17 protein-coding genes are annotated in these 14666 nt (G+C 41.1%); 7 read left to right on the forward strand and 10 right to left on the reverse strand.

Annotated elements, in window-relative coordinates; all coding sequences use genetic code 11:
- Positions 1-23 precede the first annotated feature (23 nt).
- The 3 genes from ACFFRD_RS12325 to ACFFRD_RS12335 all read right to left on the reverse strand — a co-directional run bounded on the left by ACFFRD_RS12325 (position 24) and on the right by ACFFRD_RS12335 (position 2333).
- Positions 24-803: a nucleotidyl transferase AbiEii/AbiGii toxin family protein gene (locus ACFFRD_RS12325; protein WP_392481763.1), complete on the reverse strand. Its 780-nt coding sequence runs from the start codon at positions 801-803 to the stop codon at positions 24-26.
- Entirely contained in the window at positions 800-1036 is a 237-nt protein-coding gene (locus ACFFRD_RS12330) for a hypothetical protein (RefSeq protein WP_041565757.1), read from the reverse strand. Before ACFFRD_RS12330 ends, ACFFRD_RS12325 begins: the two co-directional genes overlap by 4 nt.
- 85 nt (positions 1037-1121) lie before the next feature.
- Positions 1122-2333, reverse strand: coding sequence for a glycosyltransferase (locus ACFFRD_RS12335; protein ID WP_392481766.1), 1212 nt, complete (start codon positions 2331-2333; stop codon positions 1122-1124).
- Positions 2334-2453: 120 nt separating this feature from the next.
- Between ACFFRD_RS12335 and shc the strand changes: the two genes are divergently transcribed.
- Positions 2454-4385 carry a squalene--hopene cyclase gene (shc, locus tag ACFFRD_RS12340; RefSeq protein WP_392481768.1) on the forward strand — a complete coding sequence of 644 codons (1932 nt, stop codon included), beginning with the start codon at positions 2454-2456 and terminating at the stop codon, positions 4383-4385.
- A 79-nt stretch (positions 4386-4464) separates the two neighbouring features.
- Here shc and ACFFRD_RS12345 read toward each other — a convergent pair whose 3' ends face one another.
- The 5 genes from ACFFRD_RS12345 to ACFFRD_RS12365 all read right to left on the reverse strand — a co-directional run bounded on the left by ACFFRD_RS12345 (position 4465) and on the right by ACFFRD_RS12365 (position 7726).
- On the reverse strand, positions 4465-4914 hold the full coding sequence (locus ACFFRD_RS12345) for an orange carotenoid protein N-terminal domain-containing protein (RefSeq protein ID WP_392481771.1): 450 nt from the start codon (positions 4912-4914) through the stop codon (positions 4465-4467).
- A 912-nt stretch (positions 4915-5826) separates the two neighbouring features.
- A complete protein-coding gene (locus ACFFRD_RS12350) occupies positions 5827-6318 on the reverse strand; it encodes an orange carotenoid protein N-terminal domain-containing protein (RefSeq protein WP_185581994.1) in 492 nt (163 codons plus the stop codon).
- A gap of 222 nt (positions 6319-6540) precedes the next feature.
- Complete coding sequence (locus tag ACFFRD_RS12355; RefSeq protein WP_392481773.1) at positions 6541-6771, reverse strand: hypothetical protein; 231 nt, start codon at positions 6769-6771, stop codon at positions 6541-6543.
- A 318-nt stretch (positions 6772-7089) separates the two neighbouring features.
- Positions 7090-7488: a DUF6335 family protein gene (locus ACFFRD_RS12360; RefSeq protein WP_392481774.1), complete on the reverse strand. Its 399-nt coding sequence runs from the start codon at positions 7486-7488 to the stop codon at positions 7090-7092.
- A 115-nt stretch (positions 7489-7603) separates the two neighbouring features.
- Positions 7604-7726: a hypothetical protein gene (locus ACFFRD_RS12365; protein ID WP_275941761.1), complete on the reverse strand. Its 123-nt coding sequence runs from the start codon at positions 7724-7726 to the stop codon at positions 7604-7606.
- Positions 7727-7849: 123 nt separating this feature from the next.
- Here ACFFRD_RS12365 and ACFFRD_RS12370 point away from each other — a divergent pair, with 123 nt between their 5' ends.
- The 6 genes from ACFFRD_RS12370 (at position 7850) to ACFFRD_RS12395 (ending at position 12840) form a co-directional block, all read left to right on the forward strand.
- On the forward strand, positions 7850-8251 hold the full coding sequence (locus tag ACFFRD_RS12370) for a DUF2267 domain-containing protein (RefSeq protein ID WP_392481775.1): 402 nt from the start codon (positions 7850-7852) through the stop codon (positions 8249-8251).
- Between the two features lie 94 nt (positions 8252-8345).
- The gene (locus tag ACFFRD_RS12375) at positions 8346-9443 is read left to right on the forward strand and encodes a DJ-1/PfpI/YhbO family deglycase/protease (protein WP_392481776.1); all 1098 of its coding nucleotides are present in this window, start codon (positions 8346-8348) and stop codon (positions 9441-9443) included.
- A 108-nt stretch (positions 9444-9551) separates the two neighbouring features.
- Positions 9552-10250 carry an SRPBCC family protein gene (locus ACFFRD_RS12380; RefSeq protein ID WP_392481777.1) on the forward strand — a complete coding sequence of 233 codons (699 nt, stop codon included), beginning with the start codon at positions 9552-9554 and terminating at the stop codon, positions 10248-10250.
- A gap of 374 nt (positions 10251-10624) precedes the next feature.
- Positions 10625-11017, forward strand: a complete 393-nt coding sequence (locus ACFFRD_RS12385) for a hypothetical protein (RefSeq protein WP_392481779.1) — start codon at positions 10625-10627, stop codon at positions 11015-11017.
- A 163-nt stretch (positions 11018-11180) separates the two neighbouring features.
- The gene (locus ACFFRD_RS12390; RefSeq protein ID WP_392481780.1) at positions 11181-12350 is read left to right on the forward strand and encodes a zinc-dependent alcohol dehydrogenase; all 1170 of its coding nucleotides are present in this window, start codon (positions 11181-11183) and stop codon (positions 12348-12350) included.
- Positions 12351-12498: 148 nt separating this feature from the next.
- The gene (locus ACFFRD_RS12395) at positions 12499-12840 is read left to right on the forward strand and encodes a cupin domain-containing protein (protein WP_392481781.1); all 342 of its coding nucleotides are present in this window, start codon (positions 12499-12501) and stop codon (positions 12838-12840) included.
- A gap of 85 nt (positions 12841-12925) precedes the next feature.
- Here the strand turns inward: ACFFRD_RS12395 and ACFFRD_RS12400 are convergent, their stop codons facing one another.
- On the reverse strand, positions 12926-13279 hold the full coding sequence (locus tag ACFFRD_RS12400) for a hypothetical protein (protein ID WP_392481782.1): 354 nt from the start codon (positions 13277-13279) through the stop codon (positions 12926-12928).
- Between the two features lie 69 nt (positions 13280-13348).
- Positions 13349-14584: an aminotransferase class I/II-fold pyridoxal phosphate-dependent enzyme gene (locus tag ACFFRD_RS12405; protein ID WP_392481783.1), complete on the reverse strand. Its 1236-nt coding sequence runs from the start codon at positions 14582-14584 to the stop codon at positions 13349-13351.
- Between the last annotated feature and the right edge of the window lie 82 nt (positions 14585-14666).

A 14666-nucleotide genomic window follows, 5' to 3' on the forward strand; every position in this document is an offset into this window, starting at 1 on the left:
GGGCATTGGATAACGCTATCTGTTTAAGAATCTTCTTGTTTTTTAATTTGTGTTTCTAAATTAGCCAAGATATCATGTTGTTCTTGAAAAGCCCTTGGAGTGTGAGATAAACCTAAATCTGTTGAGAGTAAATCAATACCATCGAGAATTTTGGGTATCTGAGCTTGATCAACTTGTAGACTGAGAAAGCATTTCTCCCTGTAATCAGGTCTTCCCTGAAAGAGTTCAATCGCTCTTTTCAAAGGGCGCATAACCTGATAGGCTTTTTCAGCCTTCTCAATTGATGCTTGAGGGATTGGAGATTGCAGCCTAAGAATTGCTAGATCGATTAAATCTCTTGCTTCAACACTGTCATCCGCGTAACGATCAGAATTTGACAGCAGCTTAGAAGTAAAACAGTCATTGAAGCTTAAACAAGGAACGAGTGACCACTTTGGATATCTTGGTGGGTCTAGTTGAAAACGAGTTTCAGCGATAATTTCCGTTTTAATCGGCATATCATCCACAAAAACGATCATCCGAATTCCATATTGGTCAGTTGTGCTACGTCCAACTTGGATTTTGCTTAAATCATGAAATAATGCTTCATGCCCACCTTCAAATACTACTGTACGTAAATATTTATAGCCTTCTGTACCAACAGAAGCAATAAAATCAATATCCTTACTCCAGCGATATTCTTCAAACTCAAATGCAAGAAGGGTTCCGCCACCAAAGTAAGCAGAACCCTTCCTAAGTATGTCCGAATCTAAAGATTCAAGAACTGTGAGAATTTGATTATGGTGTTCTAACCTGAAGGTCATAAACAAACTTGCAACCAGGACTTATAGCGTCTAGCGAGTTCCTGAACAAAATTGAGTTCTTCACCTTCAAGATTATTAAATAGATTATGATACTGCCAGCCACGCTCATAGCGACTCAGCATTTGTTCTGAAGTAAACCGATACACATCGGCAGTCTGCCAACAAATTGACTCCAGAAAAGGCAGCTTTTTGGGGACAGTAACAGGATTATTTGTTGTTGTTGCGGTTGTCATAGCTCTTTTAATCAACCACTTTCAGCTTACTTTTATTTTAGATTAGCACTATCGATATCGATATCGAAATTTAACTTTATTCTAACTATAAATTATCCGAACTGGGATAAACTCTTCCTTTCCAAGCGCCGCCGCGCCCTTGCCAGTGCCGGAGTGCTGAGTCTAGAGTCATCAGCGTATAGAGAAAAGCGATCGCAGGTAAGCTAAAAGCTAACCACGGAGAACATTTATAAAAGCGGATTGTCGGGTAGTAAGCGAAAGTCATCAATAGCCATCCTAATAAACCCGTAAGTGCGATCGCCCAATTGCCCCAAACTGCACCTAGAATTAGACACACAGGTGGAACTAGATAAATCAAAGGCATTCCCACTAACGTGCCCAAGAGTAGTAATGGCGAATAATTAAGTTGAGTATAGGCAGTACGAGCAACCATATCCCAAATTGTCGCCAGCGAGTCATAAGGGCGCAAACTACGAGTCAAGCGACTCAATCCTAACCAGATACGCCTTTGACTAAGCATTGGGTTATTCTCCCTGTCCCCTTGTCCCCCACTCTTCTTAACAGCTTGAGCCAGGGCACAATCATCAATTAAAGCTTGGCGAATCACTTGAATGCCTCCAATTCGCTCTAAAGCTTCACGGGCAATCAGGATAGAACCTCCAGCTGCGGCGGCTGTGGGATTGTTGGGATTATTCACCCAGCGAAAGGGATAGAGTTTTTGGAAGAAAAAGACGAAAGCCGGAATCAAAAGTTTTTCCCAAAAGCTTTCACATCTAAGTCGCACCATTACCGAAACCAAGTCTAAATCTTCTTGAACAGCCTTCGCAACGAGTCGGCGAAGATTACTAGGAGCGTGTTCGATATCTGCGTCGGTCAGTAAAAAATAGTCAGGTGTGAATTTACTAGCGCTCTTTATACCTTGCTCAACAGCCCAAAGTTTACCTGACCAACCAGCAGGCAGTGATTCGCCAGAGATAATATGCAATTGCTGGGGTTTACCTACAGCGTGTGCAACCCCTTCGGCAAAATTTGCTGTCCGGTCTGTGCTGCGATCATCTACCAAAAATACGTTGAAAGAACCAGGATAATCTTGAAGTAAGAGCGATCGCAAGCTGGTTGGTATTAACTCAGCTTCGTTACGCGCTGGAACCACAGCACAAACAACAGGTAAAGATTCTAGCTGAGTTTCTGTAACCTCTAATTGCTGGTCTGTCCGCCAAAATTGTCCCCAAAAACACAGTAATCCTAACCAAATTGTCAATGATAACAGCGTCAATCCTAATACAATTACACCCATGACCTATTGCAAATTCTCAGTGACTCAGACACAATACTATGTCTACCAATAAAGAAAAAATTTTTTCATAGTATTACCGTATTTATAGCTAGTGTTGAGTGTGAGGTTAGATAGGATTTGATGCAAACACAAGACAGGGTAAAAGTCAATCAAGTTGCAGAAGCGATCGCAGCCAGCCAAAAATATTTACTTTCGATTCAAAATCCAGCAGGCTACTGGTGGGCAGAGTTAGAATCTAATGTCACCATCACTGCTGAAACCGTCCTTTTGCATAAGATTTGGGGAACAGACGAAACCAGACCTTTACACAAAGTTGAAGCATATCTGCGTCAAGAGCAACGACAGCATGGCGGCTGGGAACTTTATTACGGTGATGGTGGAGAACTTAGCACTTCAGTTGAAGCTTACATGGCGCTGAGACTGCTAGGTGTACCAGCAAGCGATCCGGCGATGATTCGGGCGCAAGCTTTTATTCTCCAACGGGGTGGTATCAGCAAAACTCGGATTTTTACCAAGTTGCACTTAGCCTTGGTTGGCTGCTACAACTGGCGCGGTATTCCCTCGCTACCGCCTTGGATCATGTTGTTGCCTAAAGCTTTTCCAGTTAATATTTACGAAATGTCTAGCTGGGCACGTTCTAGTACTGTACCGTTGCTGATTGTGTGCGATCGCAAACCTGTTTTTATCACTGACCCAACTATCAACCTAGATGAGCTATACGCTGAAGGTGTTGATCAAGTCCGGTGGGAACTACCCCAAAGTGGTGATTGGACAGATTTATTCCTCACCCTCGACCAAGGATTCAAGTGGGCAGAAAGCCTAAATTTAGTCCCCTTCCGTGAAGAAGGCATCAAAGCGGCTGAAAAATGGATTTTAGAACGGCAAGAAGCTACAGGCGACTGGGGCGGCATTATTCCGGCGATGCTGAATTCAATGCTAGCTTTGCGCTGTCTGGATTATGACCGCAGCGACCCGATTGTAGAACGGGGTTTGCAAGCAATTGATAACTTTGCCATTGAAACAGACAATAGCTATCGAGTCCAGCCCTGTGTTTCACCGGTTTGGGATACAGCTTGGGCGATACGTGCTTTAGTAGAATCTGGTTTTGCAGCAGATCATCCCGCCGTGGTAAAGGCTGGAGAATGGTTGTTGCAAAAACAAATTTTAGATTATGGAGATTGGGCTGTCAAAAATCGCCAAGGAAAACCAGGGGCTTGGGCTTTTGAGTTTGACAATCGGTTTTATCCCGATGTAGACGACTCGGCGGTGGTGGTGATGGCTTTACATTTGGCGAAACTTCCCAACGAAAAAATCAAGCAGGCTGCGATCGCACGGGCGGTAAACTGGATTGCATCTATGCAATGTAAACCAGGCGGGTGGGCTGCCTTTGATTTGGACAACGATCAAGATTGGCTCAACTCCATCCCTTATGGCGACTTGAAAGCCATGATCGATCCAAACACCGCAGATGTTACGGCTAGAGTCGTAGAAATGCTTGGTGCTTGTGATTTGTCAATTGATAGTGATAATTTGGAGCGATCGCTTACTTATCTTCTACGCGAACAAGAAACCGAAGGCTGTTGGTTTGGTCGTTGGGGTGTAAATTATATTTACGGAACCAGTGGCGTTTTGTCAGCCTTGGCGTTAATTGCTCCTCAAAGGCATAAACTCAGTATAGAACGGGGAGCAGCTTGGTTAGTCGGATGTCAAAACCCCGATGGTGGTTGGGGTGAAACTTGCCGCAGCTATGATGACCCCAGTCTCAAAGGAAAAGGAAATAGTACTGCATCTCAAACCGCTTGGGCTTTAATTGGTCTCTTAGCAGCAGGTGAAGCAACTGGTAAATTAGCTCTTAAGGCTATTGAGCAAGGAATTGGCTATTTAGTTGCAACTCAAAAATCTGATGGTACTTGGTTTGAGGCAGACTTTACAGGAACTGGATTCCCTTGCCATTTCTATCTCAAATATCATCTGTATCAACAATACTTTCCTTTAATCGCGCTAGGTCGCTATCAAACAGTGATGGGTTCGACGAATCTCTCCCTGTCTTAAACTAAAGTTCAAATCTGTCCCTCTCCGAATCGGAAAGGGACAGATTTTACTACACAAAACCTGTCTTTGACCCGTCAAACTATAGTACCCGCTTGAAGAAAGTCACTAAATCCTCAATGTTTGGTGTGTGAAGTAAATCTACTACTTCTGTAGCTTTTTCAGAAGGTATGTAGTCATCTGGGACACCGATGATTGAAGTTCCCAAGTTTTGGGCTAATTGATACCAAAAACCCAATTTATCATCAGCATTCATTGAAGCGTACTCTTCAGTAGAAATTGCTGTTTCTCCTACTTCATCTTTGTTTAGCAACTGACGCAAAGCAAACAACTGTTCCGCCTGTGGCAGCTTTTGAATTTGTGCAACTAAATTTGCAGTGTTTTCATTTGGTACATTATTGAGACAGAGCGATGGAATTTCATCACAAATTTCAGTATAAAGTAAGGCTAAGACAGTCAAGCGATCGTCTGCATCCAAACGCTGAAATTTTGATACACTTTGTTCTAAAAAGTTGACGTTTGTAGAAGTCATAAGCACCTCAAAGTAATTAACTACTTAATTAACTCAAAATTTTTAAGTGAAAATTATAATTTTGCTTGGAACCAATTAGACTATGGCTTTACTAATCAACAGAACTAGGGAAGATTATTTAATTTTGGTAAGTCTCTTCTGTCGCTAACAATTTTCGTCAGGCAAATAGCTACAAATTTACGTATGCTTCGCTATTCTTATTACTTAAAATTGTCGAAATTTTGTTAGCAATATATCTCTTCTATTAGTCGGTGTTGTATCATAGCTTAAGTATTAAATAGCTTTGAAGACTGTTTAGCAATCGCCTTTATTTAAACCTTTAAAAGCTGAGATGTATGGCTTTCGTCAATTAATATCTTTATGAGCCATAACAGCTAATGGTAGATTAGTTACATTTTTGTGTTTATCATAGATGTAATTTGGTATAAGATATGAAAAAACTCTTTAAATTTCCGGTGTAAAAAATTGAATTATCTACCTTAATATCTGTATTAATCTTAAGCTTTTAATTTTAGATAAAAAACTATAAAAAGATAGATCCTAATATAAAAAAAGCATATTTAAACCAACCAAAAGGCAGATTAATTCAAATATAATTACTTTTAATATATTGAGTACAAAACAAAGGGCGTTAGGACTGTAGGGTGCAACTGACCTCATGAAATAAATGCTCACAGGGTAAGAGTTTTATTTTTACTCTGTGTTTATTTATCAAGAAAAAAATGAACCCGCCAGTCATCACAATTTAAATTTATATTAAGCGACTGGCGGATATAAAAAACTTTCAAAAAAGAGGTATAGATAGATGCTTATACAGGACTTTGCAAGTAAATAAACTTGCTATAACAAGCATCTTATCCTCATTTAGAGACTAAATAGATAACCTCAAGCAGCCTAAAAAGTTAAAAACTACTAAATTTCAGCACCTGCTTTTGCTTCAGCACCCATTGGCGATACATAATCACGGAAAAGAGTGATCTGTTGCTCAAAGCCTAATCCTTGAATTTTACCAAACAACGCTTTAGATTCTGAAGGTAGTTCATAGTCAGAAGGTACAGGAATGATAGTACCATTATCCATACCTTGAGATAACCGATACCAAAATAGTAGCTTGGTAGTATCACCCAAAGAACCATATTCACGAGAAATTTGGGTATCGACTTTATTAATCAAGTCACGCTGAACTTGTAATTGTTGTTCGTGAGATAATTCCTTAACTTGATTAAACAAACCTTCCGCGATTTCTGGAGAAACAGTGCTAGCACCAGGAGCAGCTGGCGTAATTGAACCACCCATTTCTTTGTAAATGAACCAAAACAAAGCCAGTTGTTGATCCACATCCAACTTTTGCCAAGCTTGAACATGTTCCCGAATAGTTGGATCGCTAGTTTGTGTGTATGTCATTATGAACTCCAATTGCAATTTATCAGTGCTATTAGTAAAGGTATCAAATATACATTTAACGTTTTACCCTACTGAAGACATAGGTATTAAAATCAGAAAGAAGAATAATTATAAACAAAACATAAATCGGGTAAAGTATAGTCTCACTTTAGAAAGAAGAATTAAACTTAGATGAAAATGCAATATAAGAAGGAGTCAGAAGACAGAATGGGCTTCGCCCCGCTACGCTAACAGAATTAAGAATACCCCAGCAGTCAAGTCAGGGGTTTCAGCAAGGAAAGAATTTTTTCTTCTCCACGATAGCGACGCGGAAAGCGAGTCTTGCCTACGGCACGCTCCACAAACGAGCGTCTTAAAATCGGGGGTTTTAAACCTCGATTCTTCATCCAGTCGCACAGAATCGATTCTGGATTCTGGCTCCTGAATTCTGAATTCTTCTTCGATAAAACTCATATTTGATTTCTGAAAACATTCAATCCAACTCAAATAAACTTCTTGCCTATTGCCTCATAAGCAAATAATTATGTCTACGCCACGTTGCACAAACATAAATCAAAGCGGATTGCTATATCAAAAGCTAAAATAATGCTTAGGAAAGGCAAAGTAAAAACCTAGCAATTTCAATGCTGCCAAATTGAGAGATTTATCGAGATATATTTCGATAGATAGATGATTAGTTTTGTGTGACAGTGCTTAGAAAAGCACTGCCCAATTTAGCTGCATCAAATTTGTGAATTCACAGTAGGAATACAGCTTCTGCTTTTATTAAGCTTATTCTCCCCGCTCTTGATAATCTTCAGAAGACTTTGGATCTAACTCCCAGCGATCGCCATCACGATCCTCTAAAATATCATTGGTATGCAGAAACTCAGAATCAGCCATTTCTAGCCCTACTGCCGCTTCTAGCTCCTCAGTTACATTTTTATCAGGAGTTGCAGTGCTACCACCAACAGCTTCATCCCCAACTGCATCTGCATCTTGCCAATAAGCATCAACATCTCCACCAGTGAGTTCAGGACTAGTTTCTGTATACTCACGTCTTTCTTTTCTAATTGAGCTACCACCAATATTGTATCCTGGCAACTCTTTCACACCAGTACCATAGGATTCGGTAATTTCCTGTGGCAAATCATTGGTTTGAATTTCGTCATTATGATTTTTTTCTGCCATGATACTAGCCTTTTTTCTGCATTCTCACAATAACGTTTTCCTGTCACGAAGTTATCTTACTAGAGATGTATAGCTTTAGAAATAAAAGAATCTATCCCCTTAGTACGAAGCTAAACTAGCGATCGCACCATACCATTGGAATTATGAAATCATGGTCAAGCAACTTGTAGTTGAAGTTTTTAGCTATGAGTGAGAATTTGTCAAACCGAAATAATTCAGTAGCCCAGTTTTCACTCATAACTATTTTTTTATTAATAGGAAGAATAAGAAGTTGCTCCATTTTAATTTTAGACTAATGCTTTTAACTACCTGAATGCTAAATAACAAAACATTCAAGAATTTTGGGAAGCGGAGGTAGACAGTGGAATACAACGAATTCATTACACATGTACAAAGCCTTGCCCAATCAGATTCTCGTGAAGAAGCAGAACGTGCTACCCGTGCCACACTAGAAACTCTCAAAGAACGGATAGCAGGTGATGACGCGGAAGAAATAGCTAAAAATTTGCCTCCACAACTAGGCAATTATTTGCGAGGCAGAGAAGGAGATAGTGTTCAATCCTTTAACTTGCAGGAATTTATCGCTCGTGCAAGCCAAAAAGAAAACATCGAACCAACAACTGCTGCAATTCATGTTCGGGCTGTATTTGCTGTATTGCAAAATGCTATTAGCCCAGAAAAATTTGCTGCACTTCACGCCTATTTCTCTCACGATTATGAAGAACTATTTGGTATTTCATCAACAGATGAAGTAACTGCATAATAGGCAATAAAAAAAATCAAGTTCAAAATTCAGGATTTTTAACTTTCCTAATTGATGAAAGTTAAATGCTAGAAATAAACAGGTACTAACATCTATGACTGACCATAACAATCATTCCGGGAAGAAAAAAGTTGCCATCCTTATTGAACAGGCAGTAGAGGATGCAGAATTTACAGTTCCTTATAATGGACTAAAACAAGCTGGAATAGAGGTAGTAGTCCTTGGTTCCAGAATGAATGAAAAATATAAGGGTAAACGCGGCAAACTTAGCATTCAAGCTGATGGTACTACAACAGAAGCGATCGCAGCCCAATACGACGCGGTGATAATTCCTGGTGGGATGGCTCCCGACAGAATGCGGCGCAACACCAACACAGTACGCTTTGTCCAAGAAGCCATACAACAAGGAAAACTAGTCGCTGCGGTTTGTCATGGCCCACAAGTTTTAATTGAAGGCGACTTGCTCAAAGGTAAACAAGCCACTGGTTTTATCGCTATTGCCAAGGATATGATTAACGCTGGCGCAAAATATCTAGATGAGCCGGTGGTAGTTGACGGGAATTTGATTACATCTCGTGAACCTGGAGACTTGCCGATTTTTACCACAGCTATTTTGAGCCGTTTGGGTTATGGTGGCAAAGATGCTGCATTACCAAATGAGAAAGACACAAGTGCTGAATGGTGGAAGCTAGCTGATGCTTGGGGTGGCTCAACTAAAGGTGATATCACCAGAGGTTTAAATAATGCCCTTGCTGGTGAGCGTTATTCGCTAGAAGCATTTGAGAAATACTTGGAAAAAGAATCAGATAGGGAAGTCAACTCAGTCTTTCAAGAAATAATTGCAAATAAACAGCGCCATATTCAAAAGTTAGAAACCTATATTCATCACTTGGGCGAAAAACCCTCTTTAGGAGCAAATATTGCTAATCAGTATGCCAAGGTAAAAACTGCCTTTACAGGAAGTGATGACATATATCAGTTACGTTCTGCTTTAGGTGATGTGCAAACTGGTATCGGCGATATTGGTAATTTGTCTGCAATGTTCACTGACCCAGTAGCAACTGCTATTTTCAAAGAAATTTATCACGATTTATTGAAATACGAACAGCGATTAGTAGAACTGTATCGGGCGCGGATAGGTAGTCAGATTCAGGCTCCTAAGCCGACTACAGGCGCGGCAGTGTCAATGTAAGTTTTTTAGAACTTAGACGGCTATCGCAGAGGCGCAAATAACACAGAGATAGGAACAAGAGGATATTTGCGCCTCTATGGATAATTACTGTGATGGAGATATAAAAAAGTGACTTCAACATCAGGTGATAAATTAAGTACCAGCCAGGCTGAAGCTAGTGAAGTGGAGCGTTGGGCATCTCTTATCGGTGGTGGTGCGATGGTGCTGATGGGTTTAAGGCAAGGTTCATTGCGAGGAGCGCTGACGGCTTTAGCAGGTGGCGGTTTGATTTATCAAGGTGCAACCAAGCAAAGCACAATCCAGAAAGCACAGGAAGCAATAGGGATAAACCAACCTATCAAAGTTGAAAAGACGGTAACAATTAACAAATCGGCAGAAGAATTGTATCGCTTTTGGCACGACTTTGAGAATCTACCCACATTTATGAAGCATCTCAAATCTGTCAAGGTGCATAACGAAAAACGTTCTCATTGGATAGCCAATGCACCCTTGGATAATACCGTAGAATGGGATGCAGATATTCTCGAAGACCGGGAAAATGAATTTATTTCTTGGGCTTCTGTAGAAGGTGCAGACGTTGATAATTCTGGTTTTGTTCGCTTCAAAAAAGCACCAGGCGATCGCGGCACAGAAGTTAAGGTTGTTTTGGAATATAATCCACCCGGTGGAGCATTGGGAGCTACCGTAGCTAAACTTTTTGGTGAAGAACCAGAACAACAAATTGGTGATGAATTGCGCCGCTTCAAGATGCTAATGGAGACAGGTGAAATCGCCACCACCGAAGGTCAACCTTCTGGACGCAAGTAGTTAGTTGTCATTTGTCATTGATTTTGCCTAAGCGAATCACTAATGATTAAGGACTATGAAAAGTCTGCTGAAACGGTGGTAATGATGTGGGGCTAGAGACGTGATTAGTGCCTACATAATGGGAGGTGAAAAAGCGATCGCTTTCCCTAACGCCTGAAAATGATGGCCAAAAAGTTTGCCAACTAAAAAGTTAATAATGGCAAAGCGTTGAAAGAGATGACTGGTGGTCGTGATCTTAGAATAAACACCCTACGTCCATCATATCTTTCAACAAAAAAAGGATAACTACATCAAAGTTGTTCTTAAAGTTGAATGCTGAATAGTTATTCAGTATTTTGAATTATCCACCTAACATAATGCAATTGAGGTTTTTTATGAGTCGAGTAATTTCAGCGCTACGAAATATTCGTATTTCCCAAATTTTTGTAGTTTTTCTAGTAGGATTTATGTTTTTATTGGGTCAGGCTTTTAGCTACGTTGATGTAGCACAAGCTGATACTGTTAAAACTCCAGAGGGTATTTATTACAAAGGAACACCCGATGAAGGGGAAATTAGAAATGATACCCAATCAAGAAACGATACCCAAATTAGAAACGCTCAAAATCCGTTAAAAAGCGCTGCTGATAATATCCGGGAAAAGTTAAACTTGGATGAAGAAACTCCTAGAGCCACAAAAGAGTTTTTTGATACTGCAAAAAACCAAGCCGGAGATAAAGAAGGTTATTACCAAAATCCTGCTAGCAAACAACTAAGAGATAGAAGCTAGATTGGTAACAAATTTTGAGTCTAATTGTTTGACTCATATATTGTCGAATAAGCTTTGATCTATTACCGAGGCGCGATGGTTATCGCGTCTCCCAATAGGTTAATTCGAGTATTTTTATCTTGAAATTAACGAGACAGAAATCATCAGTAAGGACTGAATAATTATGAAGGCAGTTTGCTGGTATGGAGTAAACGATGTGCGGGTGGAAACAGTTCCCGACCCCAAAATTCTTAACCCACGCGATGCCATTATTAAAATTACATCTACGGCAATTTGTGGTTCTGATTTGCATCTTTACAACGGCTACATCCCCACAATGGAAAAGGGCGATATCCTTGGTCATGAATTCATGGGGGAAGTTGTAGAACTTGGAAGTGCAGTTAAAAATGTGAACATAGGCGATCGCGTGGTTGTTCCTTTCACTATCTCCTGCGGTAACTGCTTTTTTTGCAATCGGGATTTATCGTCACTATGCGACAACTCTAACCCCAACGCTTGGATGGTAGAAAAGCAAATGGGGCATTCACCATCAGGTCTATTTGGCTACTCTCATTTATTCGGCGGTTATGCAGGTGGTCAAGCAGAGTATGCACGAGTGCCATTTGCAGACGTGGGTTTGTTTAAAATTCCTGATGGTTTGACGGATGAGCAAGTGCTATTTTTAACAGATATATTCCCTACTGGGTATATGGCTGCTGAAAACTGCAACATTCAACCCGGTGATATTGTCGCTGTTTGGGGTTGTGGCCCAGTCGGACAATTTGCTATTCAAAGCGCATATCTTCTTGGTGCAGAACGTGTGATTGCCATTGACCGCGTTCCCGAACGCCTACAAATGGCTAGAGAATACGGTAAAGCTGAAGTTCTCAACTACGAAGAAGTGGATGTTGGCGAAGCACTCAATGAAATGACTGGGGGTCGTGGCCCTGATGCTTGCATTGATGCAGTGGGAATGGAAGCACACGGTACAGATTTCATGGCGTTATACGACCAAGTAAAGCAAGCAGTACGTCTAGAAACAGACCGTCCAACGGCATTACGGCAAGTAATTGTGTCTTGTCGTAAGGGTGGTCATGTATCAATTCCAGGGGTTTATGGTGGCTTTGTAGATAAAGTGCCGTTGGGTGCTGCCATGAATAAGGGTCTAACTTTAAAAATGGGACAAACCCATGTCCATAAGTATTTACGACCCTTGCTAGAACACGTTCAAAATGGTGAAATCGATCCAACCTTTGTCATTACCCACCGATTACCTCTAGAACAAGCGCCCCACGGCTACGAAATTTTTAAAGACAAGAAAGATAACTGCATCAAAGTTGTACTCAAACCTTAGTAGGGAATGGGGAATGGGGAATGGGGAATGGGGAGCAGGGGGACAAGGGGACAAGAGGCGAGAACTTGAAACAAGTCTTTCTCCTTGTCCCCAAGTCCTCTTCCCAATGCCCAATGCTCAAAGTTAAAAGTATAAAGAGGCAAAAAATATGTCTGATACAACCGTTATCAAAGTAGACTCTAGTCATTCACCTAAAGGTCAGCTTGGTCAGAAATATCTTGCATCTGGCAAAAGCATTTCTATGCGCCTGTGGGAGAATGAGAAACCGAACGAACCAAAAGAGCCAACAGCACGGGAATATGAAACTGTTGGTTATGTAATCACTGGCCGTGCAGAATTGCATATTGAAGGGCAAACAATTTTACTAGAGCCTGGAAGTTCTTGGGTTGTACCCAAAGGAGCCAGCCATACTTACAAAATCCTAGAAGCATTTACTGCTGTCGAGGCAACCAGTCCACCGGCTCAAGTCCACGGACGGGATGAAAATTAAACCGCAAACATTATAGCGGTTCTCAAATGTTTGAATCTTACTCCCCTTCTCTTGTACTCAGCCCAGAAACGCTATATAGCCGTTTTCAATTGTCTTTAATGTAGGTATTTCGTAGGGGCGCACAGATGTGCGCCCCTACTGTTTTAATCAACCGTTTGGTTCTTCTGCTGTCACCTAATTCTGTTTTTTCTAGCTCTTGTGTCGCCAAATCAACAAATGGGTTCGCCGAAGTAACAAATGCGAATGCCAAATCAACAAATGCGATCGCCAAATCAACAAATGCGTTCGCAAAAGTAACAAATGCGATCACCAAATCAACAAATGCGATCGCTAAAGTAACAAATGCGATCGCCAAATCAACAAATGCGTTCGCCAAATCAGCAAATGCGTTCGCAAAATCAACAAATGCGATCGCTAAAGTAACAAATGCGTTTGCCAAAGTAACAAATGCGATCGCCTTTGACTAATTTCTCAATAAACCTGATGCCCTGCGGAATATATGCTGTAATCAATCACCAGCATTTCCTATTGCATTAATCGCAGCTTCTAGTGCGATCGCTACATGAGTCCAATGAGTTCCCCCCTGGCAATAAACCACATAAGGTTCACGCAAAGGCCCATCTGCTGATAACTCCAAAGTACTCCCTTCAATAAATGTCCCCCCAGCCATCACGACCTTGCTCTCATACCCCGGCATTTCATCTGGAATAGGATCTAAGTAAGAACCGATGGGAGAATGCTGTTGTATAGCTTTACAGAAAGCAATTAGCTTTTCGGCAGAACCAAGTTTAATCGCCTGAATCACATCACCACGAGGAGCTAGGGGAGCGGGATTGACTGGATAACCAAGTTTGTCAAATACATAACCAGTCAGATAAGTGCCTTTCATCGCCTCTCCGACCATTTGCGGCGCTAGAAATAAGCCTTGGAATAACAAACGATTTTGGTCAAAAGTAGCACCACCATAACTACCGATACCAGGAGCAGTGAGGCGACAGGCGGATGCTTCCACTAAATCGGCACGACCAGCAACATAACCACCAGCACTGACAATGGTTCCACCAGGATTTTTAATCAGCGATCCCGCCATTAAATCAGCACCTACATCTGTAGGTTCCTTTGTTTCAATAAATTCGCCGTAGCAGTTATCCACAAAGCAAACAGTATTTGGATTCTGTTGTTTGACTAAGTGGACAATTTTTTCAATATCGGCAATTGATAAACTAGGTCGCCAAGAATAGCCACAAGAACGCTGAATTAACACTAAACGAGTGTTTTCGCTAATATTAGTACTTAAAGCTTGCCAATCAATAGTTCCTTCGGGGGTTAGCTCCAATTGGCGGTAATTTATGCCAAACTCGATAAGGGAGCCTTGACCTTTACCTCGTAAACCAATGACTTCTTCAAGTGTATCGTAGGGAGAACCGACCACTGCTAACATTTCATCTCCAGGACGGAGAACACCAAACAAAGCACAGGCGATCGCATGAGTTCCCGAAACGAACTGCACCCGCACGGCCGCAGCTTCAGCACCCATAACTTCGGCAAAAACTTTATCTAAAGTTTCTCGTCCTAAATCATCGTGACCATAACCACTTACACCAGCAAAGTGGTGTGCGCCCACACGGTGATTACGAAAAGCATCCAGCACTCGTTTTAGATTATGCTTGACCTGAGTGTCAATTCCAGAAAAAATTTCTAATAGTGCCTGTTCTGCTTGCCGCAGCTGTTCTAAGCTGTTCATCAGTTCCTCGTTCAAAAAAAATTAAATTATAGATATGCGGATTTTAAGATCGCACATACTAGGCGGGAAAATTCAAATTCAG

The organism is Nostoc sp. C110 (genome assembly GCF_043099725.1).
In the GTDB taxonomy this organism is placed as follows: Bacteria; Cyanobacteriota; Cyanobacteriia; order Cyanobacteriales; family Nostocaceae; genus Nostoc; species Nostoc muscorum_A.